Source organism: Bradyrhizobium macuxiense, assembly GCF_007993935.1.
Taxonomy (GTDB): domain Bacteria; phylum Pseudomonadota; class Alphaproteobacteria; order Rhizobiales; family Xanthobacteraceae; genus Bradyrhizobium; species Bradyrhizobium macuxiense_A.
Window position 1 is genome coordinate 56,979 of record NZ_VITY01000001.1, and the last position, 15,974, is coordinate 72,952.

Consider the following 15,974-nt stretch of genomic DNA (forward strand, 5'->3'; position numbering starts at 1 on the left):
TAGGTGAAGCGACGCGAATCAGCGTTACTTTGCAACTGATCACTTCGTGGGATTTGGCTGCATGACCCAGCCCGGCGTGGATCAGAAGCTTTTGGATCAGAACATTCGCGAGCTGCAGGAATGGCTCCGCAACGCCTGGCAGCAGCTTGCGGACCCCTCGCTCACCGCATTCTCCCGGCGCGAACTGCGCAACCAGATGAAGCAGTGCAACGCCGATCTGCGCATGCAGCTGCAGGCCGCGTCCAAGCAAATGCTGAGTCAGCCCGCGGCATCGGGTAAGATATTCGCCAAGCCTGAGCTGCGGATCCTCGCCTAGAAGCGTTCTCGCGCGAAGCTGGAGCTTGCCGGCATTCACGGCGGCCACAGGCCGTGTCACAAGCCCCTGCGCGCCAAAATGCCGCGATCTCCTGCTGCATGCGCGCCATACGCACCCTCTGCTTGTGCAGCGACGCCCGACGAGGCACAGCAAAGCCGCGCCGGTATGCCTATATAGGGCGTCGTCAAGCGGCCAACGCCGCCAAAGCTTAGGGACTCCCGTGTTATATCTGGAACTTGCGATCGTGGCGGTCTTGATCGTCGTCAACGGCCTGTTGTCGATGTCGGAGCTTGCGATCGTCTCCTCCCGTCCGGCGCGGCTTGCGGCGCTGGTCGAACGCGGCGTCAGCGGATCACGCCGCGCGCTGGCGCTGGCCTCCGATCCTGGAAAATTCCTCTCCACCGTGCAGATCGGCATCACGCTGATCGGCGTGCTGTCGGGCGCGTTTTCGGGTGCCACGCTCGGCCAGCGGCTCTCGCAATGGCTGTTCGAGCTCGGGCTGTCCGCAAACGTCGCCGATGCAGCCGGTGTCGGCATCGTCGTCGGCGTGATCACCTATGCTTCGCTGATCGTCGGCGAACTGGTGCCGAAGCAGATCGCGCTGCGCGACCCGGAGTCCGTCGCCGTGCGGGTCGCCCCTGCGATGACCATGATGGCGCGGCTGTCGCTGCCGCTGGTGTGGCTGCTCGACCGGTCCGGCAAGCTCTTGCTGTGGGTCCTCGGTCATCGCGAGGATGCGCAGGATCGCGTCAGCGAGGACGAGATCAAGACGCTGGTGGTGGAGGCCGAGAACGCCGGCGTGCTCGAGCCCGGCGAAAAGGAGATGATCGCCGGCGTGATGCGGCTCGGCGATCTTCCGGTCGGCGCCGTGATGACGCCGCGCCACGAGGTCAGTCTGATCGATCTCGCCGCCCCCGCGCCCGAGATCCTGGCGACGCTGCAAAAGAGCAATCACTCGCGCTGCGTGGTGTTCGACGGCAACCGCGATCATGCGCTCGGCATCGTGCAGGCCAAGGACGTGCTCGACGTCTACCTCGCCGGCCAGACGCCCGACATCCGCGCGCTGACGCGTGATGCGCCGATCATTCCCGAGACCGTCGACGCCCGCGACGTGGTCGCGATCCTGCGCGACTCCGCGGTGCATATCGGCCTCGTGCACGACGAGTACGGCACGTTCCAGGGCGTCGTGACCAGCGCCGACATCCTCGAAGCCATCGTCGGCGCCTTCCATACCGAGGAAGGCCCGGCCGAGCCCGCCTATGTCAGGCGCGACGACGGCTCCTATCTGATCTCGGGCTGGATGCCGGCGCTCGAGTTCAGCGAACTGCTCGGCATCGCGCTGCCCTCGCCGCGCCCCTACCAGACCGCGGCCGGCTTCCTGCTGCATGCGTTCGGCGCGATCCCAGATACCGGCGCGAAGACCGCCGCGCAGGGCTGGGAGTTCGAGATCGTCGACCTCGACGGCCGGCGCATCGACAAGGTTTTGGCGAGCAAGCCGCCGGCGGCCTGACATTTGCCACCCGGCCGTCCTGTTGATAACGGGCAGGACAGCGAAACAGGCGGCCGCTGTGTGCTATCCGCATAACGGCCGCTGAAATCCCTCCGAGTAAACCTCACGGAATAGATCCCCATGCGCATTACCCTTGTCGGTTCCCGCCATTTCGGCGTGACGACCCTGAACATGCTGCGCGAGCACCACGTCACGCTGGTCAGGGTGGTCGTCCATGACGGCGAGGACCGGCTGGCGGCAGCGGCAAGGGCTGCCGGCATCGACGTCGTCGTCCAGGCCGATCCCAAGCTGGTGACGGCGGACGAGATCGCACCCGGCACCGACCTGATCGTGACCGCCCACAGCCATGCCCGCGTCAGCAAGGAGGCACTTGCCGCGTCCAAGTTTGGCGGCATCGGCTACCACCCGTCGCTGCTGCCCCGCCACCGCGGCATCGCAGCGGTGGAATGGACCATCAAGGAAGGCGATCCGATCGCCGGCGGCAGCATCTATCACCTCGCCGATCGCATGGACGCCGGCGCGATCGCCGCGCAGGACTGGGTGTTCGTCAAGAAGGGCGAGACCGCCCGCGAATTGTGGGAGCGCGCGCTGGCGCCGCTCGGCCTGCGCCTGCTCGGCGAGGTCATCGACTACGGCAAGGTCAACGGCGCGTTGCCGGCCAAGCCGCAGGACGAGCAGTTTGCGACCAAGGCGCCCAATCTGAGCCCGGGCAAGCACTAATCCAGACTTCGGTATCAAATTACCGAAGCCCAACAGCCGGGGATCAGATTCTTCGTTCCCTGCCCGGAACCGAATTCACCATGATGTGTTTGAGTTCACAGGAACATTTGGGGACTCTCGCGGCGCAGCAAATTTTGAACACATTGTGACAGGATAAGCCGCGTCATCACACGAAATGACAGGGATTTGATTCATGCGTTCGATCCGCATTCGCGACCTGATTTTGGTCACTTCGGTCGCTTCGGCTGCCGCACTCACCGCAGCTCCCGCCTCCGCCCAGCAGCCTTATGACGGCCTTTGGAACGTCACTGTGGTCACCAAGACCGGCAGCTGCGAGCCGTCGCAGAGCTCGACCGTCACCGTCGCTGAAGGAAAGATCTCGGCGCAGGGCGCGGCCATCTCCGGCACCGTCGGCAGCGGGGGTCTTGTGCGAGTCTCGATCAATGGTGCATATGCGAACGGACAACTCAGTGGCAACTCCGGATCGGGGAAGTGGAATGGGGCATCAGCTGGCGTACCGTGCAGCGGCCGATGGGAAGCGTCCCGTCAGTAAGATCACCAGCGTATCGCGTTTCTTCGCCATCGCGCGGCGGCCAGCATTTGCAGCCGCCGCGTTTTTCGTGACTGCGCTCGCGAGCAGCGCGGGCCATGCCCAGTCCGGCCCATTCGCCGGCATGGCGGGCACCTGGTCCGGCGCCGGTTCGGTCACCCTGGACGACGGATCCAGCGAACGGATTCGCTGCCGCGCGACCTATCACGTCGGCGGGCCCAGGATGACCATGAACCTGACCTGCGCCAGCGACGCCTACAAGTTCAACCTGGCGGCCGACGTGCAGGCGGAAGGCAGCGCGGTCAGCGGCAATTGGAGTGAGGCGAGCCGCAATGTCAGCGGCGACCTGCGAGGTCGCGGCGGCGGCGGCAACTTCCAGGTCGTTGCCAGCGCCCCCGGCTTCAACGCCGACATTGCGATGCGCACCGCCGGCAACAAGCAGTCCGTCACGATCAGGGCCGACAGCCAGTTCCGCGGCGCCAGCATCACGCTGAGCAAGTAATCCATCGATACGCTAGCGAAAAAGCCCTCGGGTCATCCCCGAGGGCTTTTTCGTCGGCTGCGTGGCGGTGATCGCCGACGCCCCAATGGCGCTATGCGGCAGGCACGAACGCCGTGACCTCGATCTCGACCTTGGCGCGCTGATCGACCAGCCCGTCGATATAGAGCAGTGTGGACGGCGGGAAATTGCGCCCGAGCGTCTCCTTCCAGGCCGCGCCGATACCGGCGCCCGCGGCCTCGTATTCGCTGCGGCTGGTCAGGTACCAGGTCAGGCGGACGATGTGCTCGGGACCGGCACCGGCTTCGTGCAGGAGCTTGACGATCCGCTTCAGCGCGGTGCCGACCTGCGCTGCCATGTCGGGCACATACTCGCCCTTCTCGTCGCCGCCGGTCTGCCCCGCCAGCACGATCCATTTGCCGGGAGCGTCGAATGCGACACCGTGCGAGAAGCCGCGGGGTTTCGACCACTCGGCCGGTTGCAAAACACGCATGAGCTGATCCTCCTGATGTGATTGTCATTCCGGGGCGATGCGTCAGCATCGAACCCGGAATCTCGAGATTCCGGGTTCGCTTCGCGCCCCGGAATGACTGTCGATGCTTAGCATCGATCGCGCGTCCGGCGCATCACCACGTCGGCAGATTTGCGCGTTGCAAATTCGTATCAGCTCGCTGATACCGGGCGTCCTTTCTCACCTTGTTCCCCGTCATGAATCGCACGCCCTCAAAGACCCGCGCAGCGCTATGGATGTCAGGTTGGCTCGCGCTGATGCTGATCGTGGCGGTGGCCGGCCGCGAGGCAACGCGCGAGGTCAACGTCTTCCAGCTGATGGCCGTGCGCGGCGTGCTCGGCTTCGTGATGCTGTATCCGCTGATCCACATCAATGGCGGGCTTGCGATCGTGAAGACCGCGCGCGTCCACGTCCACATCGCGCGCAACCTGATCCATTTCTGCGCGCAGCTCGGCTGGTTCTATGCGCTGACCTTGATCCCGATCGGCCAGGTGGTCGCGATCGAATTCACGATGCCGATCTGGACCGCGATCCTTGCGGCGAGCTTCCTCGGCGAACGGATGACATCCTGGAAGGTCGTCGCGATCGTGCTGGGCGTGATCGGTGTGATCGTGATCGTCCGGCCGGCGACCGGTGCGATCAATCCGGGCCAGTTGATCGCGCTCGCGGCAGCCGTCGGCTTCGGCATCTCGGTCGCGGTGGTCAAGTCGCTGACGCGGACCGAGCAGACGCTGACGATCATGTTCTGGATGCTGGTGGTGCAGTCGCTCGCCAGCATCGGGCCCGCGCTCTATGTCTGGACCTGGCCGTCGCTCTCCACCTGGGGCTGGCTCGCCGTGATCGCATTCTGCGGCACGTTCTCGCATTACTGCATGGCGCGCGCTTTGCTCCACGCCGACGCGACCGTGGTGATCCCGATGGATTTCGTCCGCGTCCCGCTCACCGCGATCGCCGGGTGGCTGATTTATGCCGAGCGGCTCGACGCCTATACAGTCCTCGGCGCGGCCATGATCCTGGCCGGCAATCTGCTGAACCTGAAACCCGGCGCAACAAGACCCGCGCGCGCAAGATGACCGCCGCCTGCAACGCCGCCGCTCCACCAGAGCAAGAAGCCCGGGATCATCCCGGCTCCTTTGCCTGCGACGCGCGTTACTTGCCGGCGGCCTTGCGCAGCGCCGCGTTGATGCGGTCCTGCCAGCCGGGACCGCCTTGCTGGAAGTACTCCAGCACGTCCTGATCAATCCGCAGCGTGACCTGCTCCCGGACGCCGGGGACGGCCACGGTCTTTGGCACCGCGTCAGCGACCTTGGTGGTGGCGCGTTTGAACGCCGCCTCGGCTTCGCTACGGGCATCGTTCAGGGTTCGCGGGCGCCTCGGCTGATCGGCCATGTCTTGGATCCTGTGTCTCAGATTCCTTCAAACAACACTGTGGAGAGATAGCGCTCCGAGAATGACGGCACAATCGCCAGGATGGTCTTGCCCGCAGCTTCCGGCCGCTTGCCGATCTGCAAGGCGGCCGCGATCGCCGCCCCCGACGAAATGCCACCGGGGATACCTTCGTTGCGCGCCAGCGCGCGCGCGGTCTCGATCGCAGTCGCGCTGTTGACCTTGACGATCTCGTCGATCACGGAGCGGTCGAGGATGTCGGGAATGAAGCCAGCCCCGATGCCCTGGATCTTGTGCGGCGTGTGTTGACCGCCCGACAGCACCGGGCTCTCCTCCGGCTCCACGGCGACGATCCGCAACGACGGCTTGCGCGGCTTCAGCACCTGCCCGACGCCGGTGATGGTGCCGCCGGTACCGACGCCGGCGACGAAGTAATCGATGTTGCCGTCGGTGTCGTTCCAGATCTCCTCCGCGGTGGTGCGGCGATGGATTTCCGGATTGGCGAGGTTCTTGAACTGCTGCGGCATGACCGCGTTGGGCGTCGTGCGCACGAGTTCTTCGGCGGTCGCGATCGAGCCCTTCATGCCCTGCGCCGCCGGGGTGAGCACGATCTCCGCCCCGAGGAAGGCCAGCATCCGCCGCCGCTCGATCGACATCGACTCCGGCATCACGAGCTTCAACCGGTAACCGCGCGATGCCGCGACATAGGCCAGCGCAATTCCGGTGTTGCCCGAGGTCGGCTCGATCAGCACGGTGTCGGCGTTGATGATGCCGGCCTTTTCCATCGCCACGATCATCGCCGCGCCGATGCGATCCTTCACGCTGGCCGCCGGGTTGAAGTATTCCAGCTTGGCGAGGATCGTCGCGTTGACGCCGTTCGCCTGCGGCAGTCGCTGCAGCCGCACGATCGGCGTCGAGCCGATCGCATCGACGATCGAGTCAAAGACGCGGCCGCGTCCGGGTTGCACTGCACTCGTTGTCGACGGCGCGTCCATCAGGCGGCTCCTGTTGCGGGATATGCTGGAAATATGCGGTCTTCTCTCATTTGGAGCAGCGCGTCATGACGCGCAAGTGAGAAACCGCTGCGACGCACATTCGTTGCACCTTCGCTGCATCGCAAAAATCAGAACCCGCACAAATAACGTAAAAGCTACGCATTTGTGTTGCGACAAGGTCAAACAAATGGGTTTATATACTTTCGTCAGGTGCAGCTCAGAACGCAAAGGGAGGCGCACATGCCAGCACTTGCTGAAGTTCGGTCGACCGTGGCGTCCAGGCCCGATCCGCGCGGCAGCGATTTGCCGACGTGTCCGGTGTGTGCTGACTCAATGGTCGCGGCCGAAGCGTCCGCGTACCTGTTCGACAATCTGATCAGCTATCTCTGGACCTGCGACAATTGTGGTTACGGGTTCGTGACCAAGCACTCGGTGAAACCGATCCCGATCGTGTGCAACTGATCACATTAGCTCACATTGGAGCGATGTCACCGCGCGCCCACCCGGCGCGCGTTTTCGTTCTGAAGTCCTCGAACGTGCCGCTCGCCACCGCTGCGCGGATGCCCTGCATCAGCTCCTGGTAATAGGCGACGTTGATTTCGGACAGCAGCATTGCCCCAAGCGTTTCGCCTGCTCGCACCAGATGGTGCAGATAGGCACGCGAATAGTCGCGTGCCGCCGGCCACAAACTCTCTTCATCGAGCGGACGCGGATCGTCGATGTGACGGGCGTTGCGCAAATTGATCTGCCCGAACCGGGTGAACGCCATGCCGTGACGCCCGTTCCGTGTCGGCATCACACAATCGAACATGTCGACGCCGCGCGCCACCGCCTCCAGAATGTCCTCCGGCGTGCCGACGCCCATCAGATAGCGCGGCCGATCGACGGGGAGCGCCGGCGCGGTCTCCTCGATCATCGACAGCATCACCGCCTGCGGCTCGCCGACGGCCAGCCCGCCGATCGCGTAGCCGTGAAAGCCGATGTCGGTCAGGGAGCGCGCGCTGGCGTGACGGAGATCGGGGATATCGCCGCCCTGCACGATGCCGAACAGCATGTAGCCGTCGGATGCGCTCTCGAAGGCGCGCTTGGATCGTTCGGCCCAGCGCAGCGAGAGCTGCATCGCACGCTCGATGTCGGCGCGCTCGGCCGGCAGCCGCACGCACTCGTCCATCTGCATCGCGATGTCGGAGCCGAGCAGCCGCTGCACCTCGATCGAGCGCTCCGGCGAGAGCTCGACCTTGGCGCCGTCGATATGCGAGCGGAAGGTCACGGCCTTCTCGGTCACCTTTCGCAGCTCCGACAGCGACATCACCTGGAAGCCGCCGGAATCCGTCAGCATCGGGCCGCCCCAGCCGGTGAAGCGCTGCAACCCGCCGAGCCTCGCGATCCGCTCGGCGCCCGGCCGCAGCATCAGGTGATAGGTATTGCCGAGCACGATGTCGGCGCCGGCATCGCGCACCTCGCGCCAATGCATGCCCTTCATTGCGCCCGCGGTGCCGACCGGCATAAAGGCGGGCGTCCGGACGAGACCATGCGGCGTGGTCAGGCGCCCGGTGCGGGCGGCGCCGTCAGTTGCCAGCAGCTCGAAATGATTGGGAAGATTCATGCGGCTGCTTATTGCGTGTCACCGAAGCCCGATCAACCCGTCCGATAACGGCTTCCGCGCGACTTCGTGAACGCGAACCGACAAACGGACGCTTGCCCTGCATCGGAACCTCCGTTAAACAAAACGAAACCGTATCGTTTTATGTCAACAATAAGGCGACGGACCTCCCCGCCGCGACTGCAATCCGCGCGAAACCCGACCGAGATGTTCTCCCTTTTCAGCGCCCGGCCTGACGGCGTCCGCCATCGGACGATAGTCGCCCATGCGATGCGGCAAGCGGCCCTGCTGTGCGGGCTCGCGTTCACCCTTGCAGCCTGCAGCTCGCTGCCGCGGACGCCTTACACGGCTGCCGACGCCGTCAATTCGCGGGTGCTCGATCTCGACGGGCTGCGCCGCTATGCCGACGAGCCGGCGTCCAAATTCAAGCTCGAGAAGGACAACCTCGCCCCAATCAAGACCTATCTCGCCCTCTCCGGCGGCGGCGCCGACGGCGCCTATGGGGTGGGTGTGCTCAACGGCTGGACCGCGGCCGGCAACCGGCCGAGCTTCTCGGTCGTCTCAGGCGTCAGCACCGGCGGCCTGATTGCGCCGTTTGCCTTCCTCGGCTCGCGCTATGACGACACGCTGAAGGAGGTCTACACGTCGGGCATCGCGGAGAGCCTGCTGCAGGACCCGAGCCTGATGCGGGTGCTGTTCGGCTCCGGCCTGTTCGGCAACAAGCGGCTGCGTGAGCTGGTGGCGCGCTACGTCGGCGAGGACATCCTGAGCGAGGTGGCGCGCGAGAACGCCAAAGGCCGAAAGCTCCTGATCGTCACCACCGATCTCGACACCCAGCGCACGGTGATCTGGGACATGGGACGGATCGCCGCCGTCGGCACGCCCGAGGCGCTGCAGCTGTTTCGCGACGTGATGGCCGCCTCCGCTTCGATCCCGCTGGTGTTTCCGCCGATCATGATCGACGCCGAGGGCCAGGGCCGGCGCTTCCAGGAGATGCATGTCGACGGCGGCGTGACTGCGCCCGTGCTGACGCTGCCGGACGCATTGATGTTCCGCGAGCGTGGCTGGCCCGCCAATGGCCGCATGAACATCTACATCCTCGTCAACAAGAAGCTCGAGGGCAATTTCGAGCTGGTGTCGAACTCGACGATCGACGTCGCCTCGCGCAGCATTTCCGCGATCACGCAGGCGCAGACCCGCTCCGTCATTCTCTCGACCTATGATTTCGCCCGGCGCAACCGCCTTGGCTTCCATCTGTCCTATATCGAGCGCGACTACCCGGCCGCGGAAACCCAGGGCTTCGACACCGCCTATATGCGCGCGCTCTACCAGTACGGCTACGACAAGGCCGCCGCCGGGCAGGCCTGGACCGCGACGCCGCCCTGAGCGGCCCGCCCCCGGTACCGCCGAATGGACGAATCCGCATCGCGCGGGTTATAGACCGGACGAACCCGTCCGACGCACAACGAGATGAATGGGCAAATGGGATTGACGGCTACCAAGGCCAAGGCGGCCAACAAGGCGGCCAAGCGCGGCGTGATCAAGTCACGCGGCGGCCGGCCGACCCGGGACGCTGCGATCGAGCGCGACCAGCGGCTGATCGAGGTCGCCACCCGCCTGTTCCTCGAGCGCGGCTTCGATGCGACGTCGATCGACGCGGTGGCCGAGGCCGCCCGCGTCAGCAAACCCACCGTGTACGGCCAGTACGGCGACAAGCGCGGCCTGTTCACGGCAGTGCTCCGGCGCGAGATTGAGCGCTGGCTCGCCCCGCTCGCCGCCGCAGCAGCCGAAGCGCAGGGCGACGGCAACTGCGATGGCTCGGCCGAGGAACGGCTGATCGAGCTCGGACGCCAGCTGTTGGTGCTGAATTGCAGCGCGGACTCCATCGCCTTCAGCCGGATCCTGACCGCACAGGCGATCAATTTCCCCGAGGTCGCCAAGCTGGCGGTCGACGAAGGCTGGTCGAAGGCGGTGTCCACGACCGCTGATTTCTTCGACCATCTGGCCGACAAGGGCGTGCTCGATCTCGAGGACACCACGATCGCGGCCGAGACCTTCCTCAACATGGTGGTCGGCCACACCCACCGGATGGCGACATTCGGGATTCCGATCGACATGAAGGCGGCCGAGACGCGGATGGAGGTCTCGATCCGGCTGTTCCTGGCCGGTGCCGTCGGTCCACGGGATCGGCTGCGCGACACGGCCAAGGAGGCCACCAAGGCGCGCCGCCGGCCGGCGCGCTGACACTTTCGCAGGATCGTTTCATCGCCTTACACGTTGCCGTGATGAGCCTTGAACAAAACAGAACGAAACCGTATTGTTTAGTTGCAAAGAGACGCGAAGCCTAGTTCAGCCCCCCAACGGTTTTACGTCGCCTTGTAAACTTCGACCGTCACGACGGAGCAGCCGCCATCGCTTCGTCTGAACGTTCGGCGGCCGACTTCTGACTAACGGAGGTCGGCCGCATCTTCTCGGCGCCGCCCGGCCTTTCAGCAGCGTAGGGCGCGTGCACAGGTTCGGTACAGGTTCGACGATGAGGACAGGACGATTGCGCGCATCGAGGCACTGGTCATTGGGAATGTGGCTGCTTGCGACCGTGGTGCTGGCCCTGCCCTTGAGCCTTCCCCTGGCGTCGCCGGCCCATGCGGTCACGGGCTCGGAGGCCGCAGCGCTCACCCCGCAGGACAGTGACAACGCGCTCGACGTGCATGCGGTTCGCCGCGAACTCGACAGCTTCCAGGCCGCCCAGATCTCGCTGCGCAAGGCGATGGCGATCGCGGAGGCGCTGCACTTCGGCGCGATCACGGCCGACGTCAGCTTCGACGGTGCGACGGAGCCCGCGATCTACCGGGTCAAGACCATGCAGCGGGACCGGATCTGGCAGCATTCGATTGACGCCTCGACCGGCGAAGTGATCGGTGGCGAGGCGCCTTCGTCATTGGCCTCCCTTGGTGCCGAAGACCGTGACAACCTCGCCGTGCTCAGGGCGCTCCGCCATCGCCTCGCCGATGCGGTGCGGGTTGCCGAACGCACCACCTCGGGCAAGGCGATCAGCGGCGGCCTGATGCGCGAGCGCGGCAAGCTCAATTTCGTCATCGTGGTGCTCGCCGGTAGCGATCTGAAAGAGGTCATCCTCGAACCGCCGGGCGCACGGAGACGCTGAGAGCCGTATGGGCGCTGCCAGATTTTCGCCCAAAAGCCGTTGACGGACGCCGATCCGTCCCGCATAAGTCCGCACCATGATCACCGCGACCAAACGCACCACCAAAACCACCAAGCCCTCCGGGGCCTCGGGAGGCGTGCGCGCGTAGTCGGTCGTACCGCATCATCTCTACCCGAAGCCCCGCCTGATGAAGGTCCGGGGCTTTTTTTATTGCCCGCAGCACAACAGCATGATCCGGAAAAGTGGGAACCGGTTTTCCGATCAGATCATGCTCAACCGAGACTCGAATGGAGGACAAAGTGAGTAACGATCCCGTCGTCGCGATTGTCGGCGTCACCGGCGCAGTCGGCGCTGAATTCATCGCCACCATGGACAAGCGCGGCTTCCGCGTCGGCAAGCTGAAGGCGCTGGCGAGCGCCCGCTCCGCCGGCAAGACCGTCAGCTTCCGCGGCCGGCCGGTCGTGATCGAGGAGCTGACCGAGCGCGCCTTCGAGGGCGTCGACATCGCGCTGTTCTCGGCCGGCAGCGGCATCTCGAAGAAGTTCGCGCCGGTGGCGGTGAAGTCCGGCGCCGTCGTGGTCGACAACTCCTCGGCGTTCCGGATGGATCCCAACGTGCCGCTGGTGATCCCCGAGATCAACGCCAACCGCATCCGCGATCACAAGGGCATCATCGCCAACCCGAACTGCGCCGCCATCACCGCACTGGTGCCGCTGTGGCCGATCCACCAGAAGAACCGCATCAAGCGCGTGATCATCTCGACCTACCAGGCCGCGAGCGGCGCGGGAGCAGCCGCGATGGAGGAGCTCGTCGAATCGACCCGAGCCAATCTCAACGGACAGGTCTATACCCCGAAGGTGATGCCGCACCCCTACGCCTTCAACCTGTTCAACCACAACACGGCGGTCGATCCGGAGACCGGCTACAACGACGAAGAGACCAAGGTCATCAAGGAGACCCGCAAGATCTTCGAGGACGAGAAGATCGCGATCGGCGTCACCTGCGTACGGGTGCCGGTGCTGCGCGCGCATTGCGAGGCGATCACTTTCGAATGCGAGAAGCCGATTACCGAGGACCAGGTGCGCGCGATCATGGCGCAGGCGCCGGGCGTCAAGATCGTCGACGATCGCGCCAAGAACTACTTCCCGATGCCGATCGACGCCTCCGGCCAGGACGACGTGCTGGTCGGCCGCATCCGCAAGGATCTCAGCGATCCCTCGGGGCACTCGATCTCGATGTTCGTCGCGGCCGATCAGCTGCTCAAGGGCGCCGCGCTGAACGCGGTGCAGATCGTGGAGCTGCTGCCCGAACGCGCGATGGCGTGAATGCAAGACCCGTCATCCTGAGGTGCGAGCCTTGCGGCGCACTTGCGCCGCTGGGCGAGCCTCGAAGGATGGACGGCCCTAGTCGGGCCGCCGCCCTTCGAGACGGCCGCTGCGCGGCCTCCTCCAGCGACAATGGCTACGCCATTGCGCGGGGGTGACGGTGAAATGGCTGTGCTTGCAGGTCTAACTCTTTGCGCGAAACAACAGGCAGGCATCGCCGTACGAATAGAACCGGTAGCCGTTGCTGACAGCGTGCGCGTACGCGCCTTGCATCGTCTCGAGGCCGGAGAAGGCCGAGACCAGCATGAACAGCGTCGAGCGCGGCAGATGGAAATTGGTCAGCAGGATATCGACCGCACGAAAGCGGTAGCCCGGCGTGATGAAGATCGAGGTTTCCGCGGCAAACGGCTGGACCTCGCCGTCGGGTGTCGTTGCGCTTTCCAGCAGACGCAGTGACGTGGTGCCGATCGCGACGATCCGGCGGCCTCTTGCGCGGGCGGCATTCAAGGCCGCGGCGGTCTCGGCGGTGATGCAGCCCCATTCGGCATGCATCTTGTGCTCCGAGGTCTCCTCGGTCTTGACCGGCAGGAACGTCCCTGCCCCGACATGCAGCGTCAGACGGTGCAGCGCTACGCCGCGGCCCTTCAGCGTGGCCTCCAGCGCCGGCGTGAAGTGAAGTCCCGCCGTGGGTGCTGCGACCGCGCCCTCATTGGCGGCGAACATGGTCTGGTAATCGCTGACGTCCCGGTCGTCGGGCGTGCGCTTGGAGGCGATGTAGGGCGGCAGCGGCGTGGCGCCGACATCGGCGATGGCCTGGTCGAGCACCGGGCCGTGGAACGAGAACGACAGCGTCACCTCGCCCTCCTGCCCTTTGGCTTCGACCTCCGCATCGAGATTGCCGAGCAGGCAGACCTTGCCCTCATTGCCGAAGCGGATGGTGTCGCCGGGGCTAAGCTTCTTCGCCGGCTTCACCAGCGCCTGCCAGCGCGAGCCGTCGAGCCGCTTGATCAAGGTCGCCTCGATCTTCGGCTCGGTCTCGCGCCCGATGCGGCGGCCCTTGAGCTGCGCTGCGATCACCTTGGTGTCGTTGACGACGATCTGATCGCCCGCCTCCAGCCAGTGCGGCAAGTCCGCAACGGAGGCGTCGCGCAGCACGCCGTCCGGATGCACCACCAGCATCCGCGCGGAATCGCGCGGGTTCGCGGGGCGAAGCGCGATGCTCTCGGGCGGCAGTTCGAAGTCGAAGAGATCGGTGCGCATGGCGGTGATTGCTATTTCAACGCCGTCATTCCGGGGCACGCGAAGCGTGAACCCGGAATCTCGAGATTCCGGGTTCACGCTTCGCGTGCCCCGGAATGACGGTCAATTCCTTACGCCGCGTCGGCGGCCATGCGCGCCTTGACGATCTTGTCCGGGTTCTGCACCGGCTCGCCGCGCTTGATCTTGTCGACGTTCTCCATGCCCTCGGTGACCTTGCCCCAGACCGTGTACTGGCCGTTGAGGAAGGAGGCGTCGTCGAAGCAGATGAAGAACTGGCTGTCGCCGGAATCCGGATTGGCGGCGCGCGCCATCGAGGCGGTGCCGCGGACATGCGGCTCCTTGTTGAACTCGGCCTTCAGCTTCTTGCCGGAGCCGCCCATGCCGGTGCCCTGCGGACAGCCGGTCTGCGCCATGAAGCCGTCGATCACGCGGTGGAACACGATGCCGTCGTAGAAGCCTTCGCGCACCAGCTCCTTGATCCGCGCGACGTGGCCGGGCGCGAGATCCGGGCGCATCTCGATCGTGACCGGGCCCTGGGTGGTTTCGAGGATCAGAGTATTTTCGGTAGCAGCCATGCTCGCTTCTCCTGGCTTCGGGGTGGATATTTCTTATTCCTGAACGGGATCGCGAATGGGCGGCCAGCCACTGCGCCGCCCAGGCTCTCGGTAAATGGCATCGGCGTGCAGCGTTGCAACGCCTCCATCACCGCGACCCGGTACGCAATCCGGTCGTTGTCGGTCGCTTCCTGCGATTCATAGCTGATCCTGGGATGCCCGAGGATCGCGCCTTCACGGTTGAAGCTGACAATGACGGTAATGTCGATCGGGCCCGCCTTGTCCGGCGGCGGCGGCCGCCAGCAGCGATGGATCGCAAGAACAACGTCCCTGATCGTATTGAGTTGCTCCGGCTCGGCCGCCACGGGTCCGGACAGCGTGAGCCACACCGCCAGCGGCGCGGCGAACCAGGCAAGTGGTTTGCTGCGCGCCGCCATCGCGGATCACTTGATGTCGGATGCGACCTGCACCTTCACCATCTTGTCGGGATCGGTGACGGCGCCGCCGGGCGAACCCGCGGACGCCTTCTTCAGCTTGTCGACCACGTCCATGCCCGAGACGACCTCGCCGACCACGGTGTATTGCCCGTTCAGGCTCGAGCCATCGGCGAACATGATGAAGAATTGCGAATTGGCACTGTCGACGCTGTCGCCGCGCCGGGCCATGCCGACGATGCCGCGCTTGAACGGCACCTGCGAGAATTCCTGCTTCAGGTTCGGATATTTCGAGCCGCCGGTGCCGTTGAAATTCTGGCCGTCGCCGGTCTGCGCCATGAAGCCGTCCATCACGCGATGGAACGGCACGTTGTTGTAGAAGCCCTCGCGCGCCAGCTGCTCGATGCGCTCGGCGTGCTTCGGCGCGATGTCGGTACGCAGCTTGATGACGATGCGGCCCTTGGTGGTGTCGATCACGATCGCATTGGCCTTGTCGAGATTGGCGGGCAGCGGCTGCGCGACCGCGGGCACGACGCAGAGCAGCGCGGCAACGAATGCAAGAATGCGGATCATGGAAACTCCGGATCTCTGTAACGTTCGGGGTGTGGCGGGCCCGCCGGGATCAGTCGGCGAACTTGGCCTTCAGGCTAGCGGCGACTGATGACGGCACGAATGCAGAATAGTCGCCGCCCATCTGGGCGATTTGGCGCACCAGTGTGGCGGTGATCGGGCGGACCGCGACCGACGCCGGAACGAACACGGTATGCACCTCGGGCGCCATGGCCTCGTTCATGCCGGCGAGCTGCATCTCGTAATCGAGATCGGTGCCGTCGCGCAGGCCGCGAATCATCAGCGTCGCCTTGGCCGCGCGCGCGGCCGCGACCGTGAGGTTGTCGTAGGTCGCGCTTTCGAAGGCGCAGCCCGCCTTCTGGGCGATCGGACCGAACACCTCATGGACCATGGCCAGCCGTTCCTCGGTGGAGAACAGCGGCTTCTTGCCGGGATGAACGCCGATGGCGACGATCAGGCGGTCACAGAGGAAGACGGCCTGTCTCACCACGTCCAGATGGCCGTTGGTGACGGGATCGAAGGAGCCGGGATAGATCGCGATACGGGACATGGTCCCTCCTAACCCGCCCGGCTCGCCC

The 15,974-nt window shown here is 65.1% G+C and carries 20 protein-coding genes; 11 read left to right on the forward strand and 9 right to left on the reverse strand.

Annotation, left to right across the window (positions count from 1 at the left end; translation table 11 throughout):
• Positions 1–61 precede the first annotated feature (61 nt).
• The 5 genes from FBZ93_RS00230 (at position 62) to FBZ93_RS00250 (ending at position 3,598) form a co-directional block, all read left to right on the forward strand.
• Positions 62–316 carry a hypothetical protein gene (locus FBZ93_RS00230; protein ID WP_146983986.1) on the forward strand — a complete coding sequence of 85 codons (255 nt, stop codon included), beginning with the start codon at positions 62–64 and terminating at the stop codon, positions 314–316.
• A 220-nt stretch (positions 317–536) separates the two neighbouring features.
• Positions 537–1,826 carry a hemolysin family protein gene (locus FBZ93_RS00235; protein ID WP_146983987.1) on the forward strand — a complete coding sequence of 430 codons (1,290 nt, stop codon included), beginning with the start codon at positions 537–539 and terminating at the stop codon, positions 1,824–1,826.
• A 120-nt stretch (positions 1,827–1,946) separates the two neighbouring features.
• Complete coding sequence (locus FBZ93_RS00240; protein WP_146983988.1) at positions 1,947–2,546, forward strand: formyltransferase family protein; 600 nt, start codon at positions 1,947–1,949, stop codon at positions 2,544–2,546.
• Positions 2,547–2,739: 193 nt separating this feature from the next.
• Positions 2,740–3,099, forward strand: a complete 360-nt coding sequence (locus FBZ93_RS00245; protein WP_016846110.1) for a hypothetical protein — start codon at positions 2,740–2,742, stop codon at positions 3,097–3,099.
• Between the two features lie 121 nt (positions 3,100–3,220).
• A complete protein-coding gene (locus FBZ93_RS00250) occupies positions 3,221–3,598 on the forward strand; it encodes a hypothetical protein (RefSeq protein WP_146984685.1) in 378 nt (125 codons plus the stop codon).
• A gap of 91 nt (positions 3,599–3,689) precedes the next feature.
• Here FBZ93_RS00250 and FBZ93_RS00255 read toward each other — a convergent pair whose 3' ends face one another.
• A complete protein-coding gene (locus tag FBZ93_RS00255; protein WP_146983989.1) occupies positions 3,690–4,088 on the reverse strand; it encodes a RidA family protein in 399 nt (132 codons plus the stop codon).
• Between the two features lie 215 nt (positions 4,089–4,303).
• On the opposite strand from FBZ93_RS00255, the gene FBZ93_RS00260 reads away from it, so the two are divergent.
• Positions 4,304–5,179, forward strand: coding sequence for a DMT family transporter (locus FBZ93_RS00260; protein WP_146983990.1), 876 nt, complete (start codon positions 4,304–4,306; stop codon positions 5,177–5,179).
• Between the two features lie 76 nt (positions 5,180–5,255).
• On the opposite strand, the gene FBZ93_RS00265 is transcribed toward FBZ93_RS00260, so the two are convergent.
• Positions 5,256–5,495, reverse strand: a complete 240-nt coding sequence (locus tag FBZ93_RS00265; protein WP_146983991.1) for a BrnA antitoxin family protein — start codon at positions 5,493–5,495, stop codon at positions 5,256–5,258.
• 17 nt (positions 5,496–5,512) lie between these two features.
• Complete coding sequence (cysK, locus tag FBZ93_RS00270) at positions 5,513–6,487, reverse strand: cysteine synthase A (protein WP_146983992.1); 975 nt, start codon at positions 6,485–6,487, stop codon at positions 5,513–5,515.
• A gap of 240 nt (positions 6,488–6,727) precedes the next feature.
• On the opposite strand from cysK, the gene FBZ93_RS00275 reads away from it, so the two are divergent.
• Entirely contained in the window at positions 6,728–6,949 is a 222-nt protein-coding gene (locus tag FBZ93_RS00275) for an inorganic pyrophosphatase (RefSeq protein WP_021081277.1), read from the forward strand.
• A 10-nt stretch (positions 6,950–6,959) separates the two neighbouring features.
• Here FBZ93_RS00275 and tgt read toward each other — a convergent pair whose 3' ends face one another.
• Positions 6,960–8,093, reverse strand: a complete 1,134-nt coding sequence (tgt, locus tag FBZ93_RS00280; protein ID WP_146983993.1) for a tRNA guanosine(34) transglycosylase Tgt — start codon at positions 8,091–8,093, stop codon at positions 6,960–6,962.
• Between the two features lie 267 nt (positions 8,094–8,360).
• Here tgt and FBZ93_RS00285 point away from each other — a divergent pair, with 267 nt between their 5' ends.
• The 4 genes from FBZ93_RS00285 (at position 8,361) to FBZ93_RS00300 (ending at position 12,578) form a co-directional block, all read left to right on the forward strand.
• The gene (locus FBZ93_RS00285; protein ID WP_146983994.1) at positions 8,361–9,476 is read left to right on the forward strand and encodes a patatin-like phospholipase family protein; all 1,116 of its coding nucleotides are present in this window, start codon (positions 8,361–8,363) and stop codon (positions 9,474–9,476) included.
• Between the two features lie 96 nt (positions 9,477–9,572).
• A complete protein-coding gene (locus FBZ93_RS00290; RefSeq protein WP_146983995.1) occupies positions 9,573–10,334 on the forward strand; it encodes a TetR/AcrR family transcriptional regulator in 762 nt (253 codons plus the stop codon).
• 352 nt (positions 10,335–10,686) lie between these two features.
• Positions 10,687–11,253, forward strand: coding sequence for a PepSY domain-containing protein (locus tag FBZ93_RS00295; RefSeq protein WP_349643247.1), 567 nt, complete (start codon positions 10,687–10,689; stop codon positions 11,251–11,253).
• Between the two features lie 287 nt (positions 11,254–11,540).
• Positions 11,541–12,578: an aspartate-semialdehyde dehydrogenase gene (locus tag FBZ93_RS00300; RefSeq protein ID WP_146983997.1), complete on the forward strand. Its 1,038-nt coding sequence runs from the start codon at positions 11,541–11,543 to the stop codon at positions 12,576–12,578.
• Between the two features lie 183 nt (positions 12,579–12,761).
• Here the strand turns inward: FBZ93_RS00300 and queA are convergent, their stop codons facing one another.
• From queA to coaD, 5 genes are all read right to left on the reverse strand, one after another.
• Positions 12,762–13,838 (reverse strand): tRNA preQ1(34) S-adenosylmethionine ribosyltransferase-isomerase QueA, encoded by a 1,077-nt coding sequence (queA, locus tag FBZ93_RS00305; protein WP_146983998.1) that lies wholly within the window; start codon positions 13,836–13,838, stop codon positions 12,762–12,764.
• A gap of 110 nt (positions 13,839–13,948) precedes the next feature.
• On the reverse strand, positions 13,949–14,413 hold the full coding sequence (locus FBZ93_RS00310; protein WP_021081268.1) for a peptidylprolyl isomerase: 465 nt from the start codon (positions 14,411–14,413) through the stop codon (positions 13,949–13,951).
• Positions 14,389–14,829: a TonB C-terminal domain-containing protein gene (locus FBZ93_RS00315; protein WP_146983999.1), complete on the reverse strand. Its 441-nt coding sequence runs from the start codon at positions 14,827–14,829 to the stop codon at positions 14,389–14,391. Before FBZ93_RS00315 ends, FBZ93_RS00310 begins: the two co-directional genes overlap by 25 nt.
• A 6-nt stretch (positions 14,830–14,835) precedes the next feature.
• Entirely contained in the window at positions 14,836–15,399 is a 564-nt protein-coding gene (locus tag FBZ93_RS00320) for a peptidylprolyl isomerase (protein ID WP_050424503.1), read from the reverse strand.
• A 49-nt stretch (positions 15,400–15,448) separates the two neighbouring features.
• Positions 15,449–15,946, reverse strand: a complete 498-nt coding sequence (coaD, locus tag FBZ93_RS00325) for a pantetheine-phosphate adenylyltransferase (protein WP_146984000.1) — start codon at positions 15,944–15,946, stop codon at positions 15,449–15,451.
• Positions 15,947–15,974 lie beyond the last annotated feature (28 nt).

Coding starts and splice junctions, on each gene's coding strand:
- FBZ93_RS00290 (WP_146983995.1), top strand. CDS start 9,573: ATGGGATTGACGGCTACCAAGGCCAAGGCGGCCAACAAGGCGGCCAAG.
- FBZ93_RS00265 (WP_146983991.1), bottom strand. CDS start 5,495: ATGGCCGATCAGCCGAGGCGCCCGCGAACCCTGAACGATGCCCGTAGC.
- FBZ93_RS00240 (WP_146983988.1), top strand. CDS start 1,947: ATGCGCATTACCCTTGTCGGTTCCCGCCATTTCGGCGTGACGACCCTG.
- coaD (WP_146984000.1), bottom strand. CDS start 15,946: ATGTCCCGTATCGCGATCTATCCCGGCTCCTTCGATCCCGTCACCAAC.
- FBZ93_RS00300 (WP_146983997.1), top strand. CDS start 11,541: ATGGAGGACAAAGTGAGTAACGATCCCGTCGTCGCGATTGTCGGCGTC.
- queA (WP_146983998.1), bottom strand. CDS start 13,838: ATGCGCACCGATCTCTTCGACTTCGAACTGCCGCCCGAGAGCATCGCG.
- tgt (WP_146983993.1), bottom strand. CDS start 8,093: ATGAATCTTCCCAATCATTTCGAGCTGCTGGCAACTGACGGCGCCGCC.
- cysK (WP_146983992.1), bottom strand. CDS start 6,487: ATGGACGCGCCGTCGACAACGAGTGCAGTGCAACCCGGACGCGGCCGC.
- FBZ93_RS00315 (WP_146983999.1), bottom strand. CDS start 14,829: ATGGCGGCGCGCAGCAAACCACTTGCCTGGTTCGCCGCGCCGCTGGCG.
- FBZ93_RS00310 (WP_021081268.1), bottom strand. CDS start 14,413: ATGGCTGCTACCGAAAATACTCTGATCCTCGAAACCACCCAGGGCCCG.
- FBZ93_RS00260 (WP_146983990.1), top strand. CDS start 4,304: ATGAATCGCACGCCCTCAAAGACCCGCGCAGCGCTATGGATGTCAGGT.
- FBZ93_RS00230 (WP_146983986.1), top strand. CDS start 62: ATGACCCAGCCCGGCGTGGATCAGAAGCTTTTGGATCAGAACATTCGC.
- FBZ93_RS00275 (WP_021081277.1), top strand. CDS start 6,728: ATGCCAGCACTTGCTGAAGTTCGGTCGACCGTGGCGTCCAGGCCCGAT.
- FBZ93_RS00320 (WP_050424503.1), bottom strand. CDS start 15,399: ATGATCCGCATTCTTGCATTCGTTGCCGCGCTGCTCTGCGTCGTGCCC.
- FBZ93_RS00250 (WP_146984685.1), top strand. CDS start 3,221: ATGGCGGGCACCTGGTCCGGCGCCGGTTCGGTCACCCTGGACGACGGA.
- FBZ93_RS00255 (WP_146983989.1), bottom strand. CDS start 4,088: ATGCGTGTTTTGCAACCGGCCGAGTGGTCGAAACCCCGCGGCTTCTCG.
- FBZ93_RS00285 (WP_146983994.1), top strand. CDS start 8,361: ATGCGGCAAGCGGCCCTGCTGTGCGGGCTCGCGTTCACCCTTGCAGCC.
- FBZ93_RS00245 (WP_016846110.1), top strand. CDS start 2,740: ATGCGTTCGATCCGCATTCGCGACCTGATTTTGGTCACTTCGGTCGCT.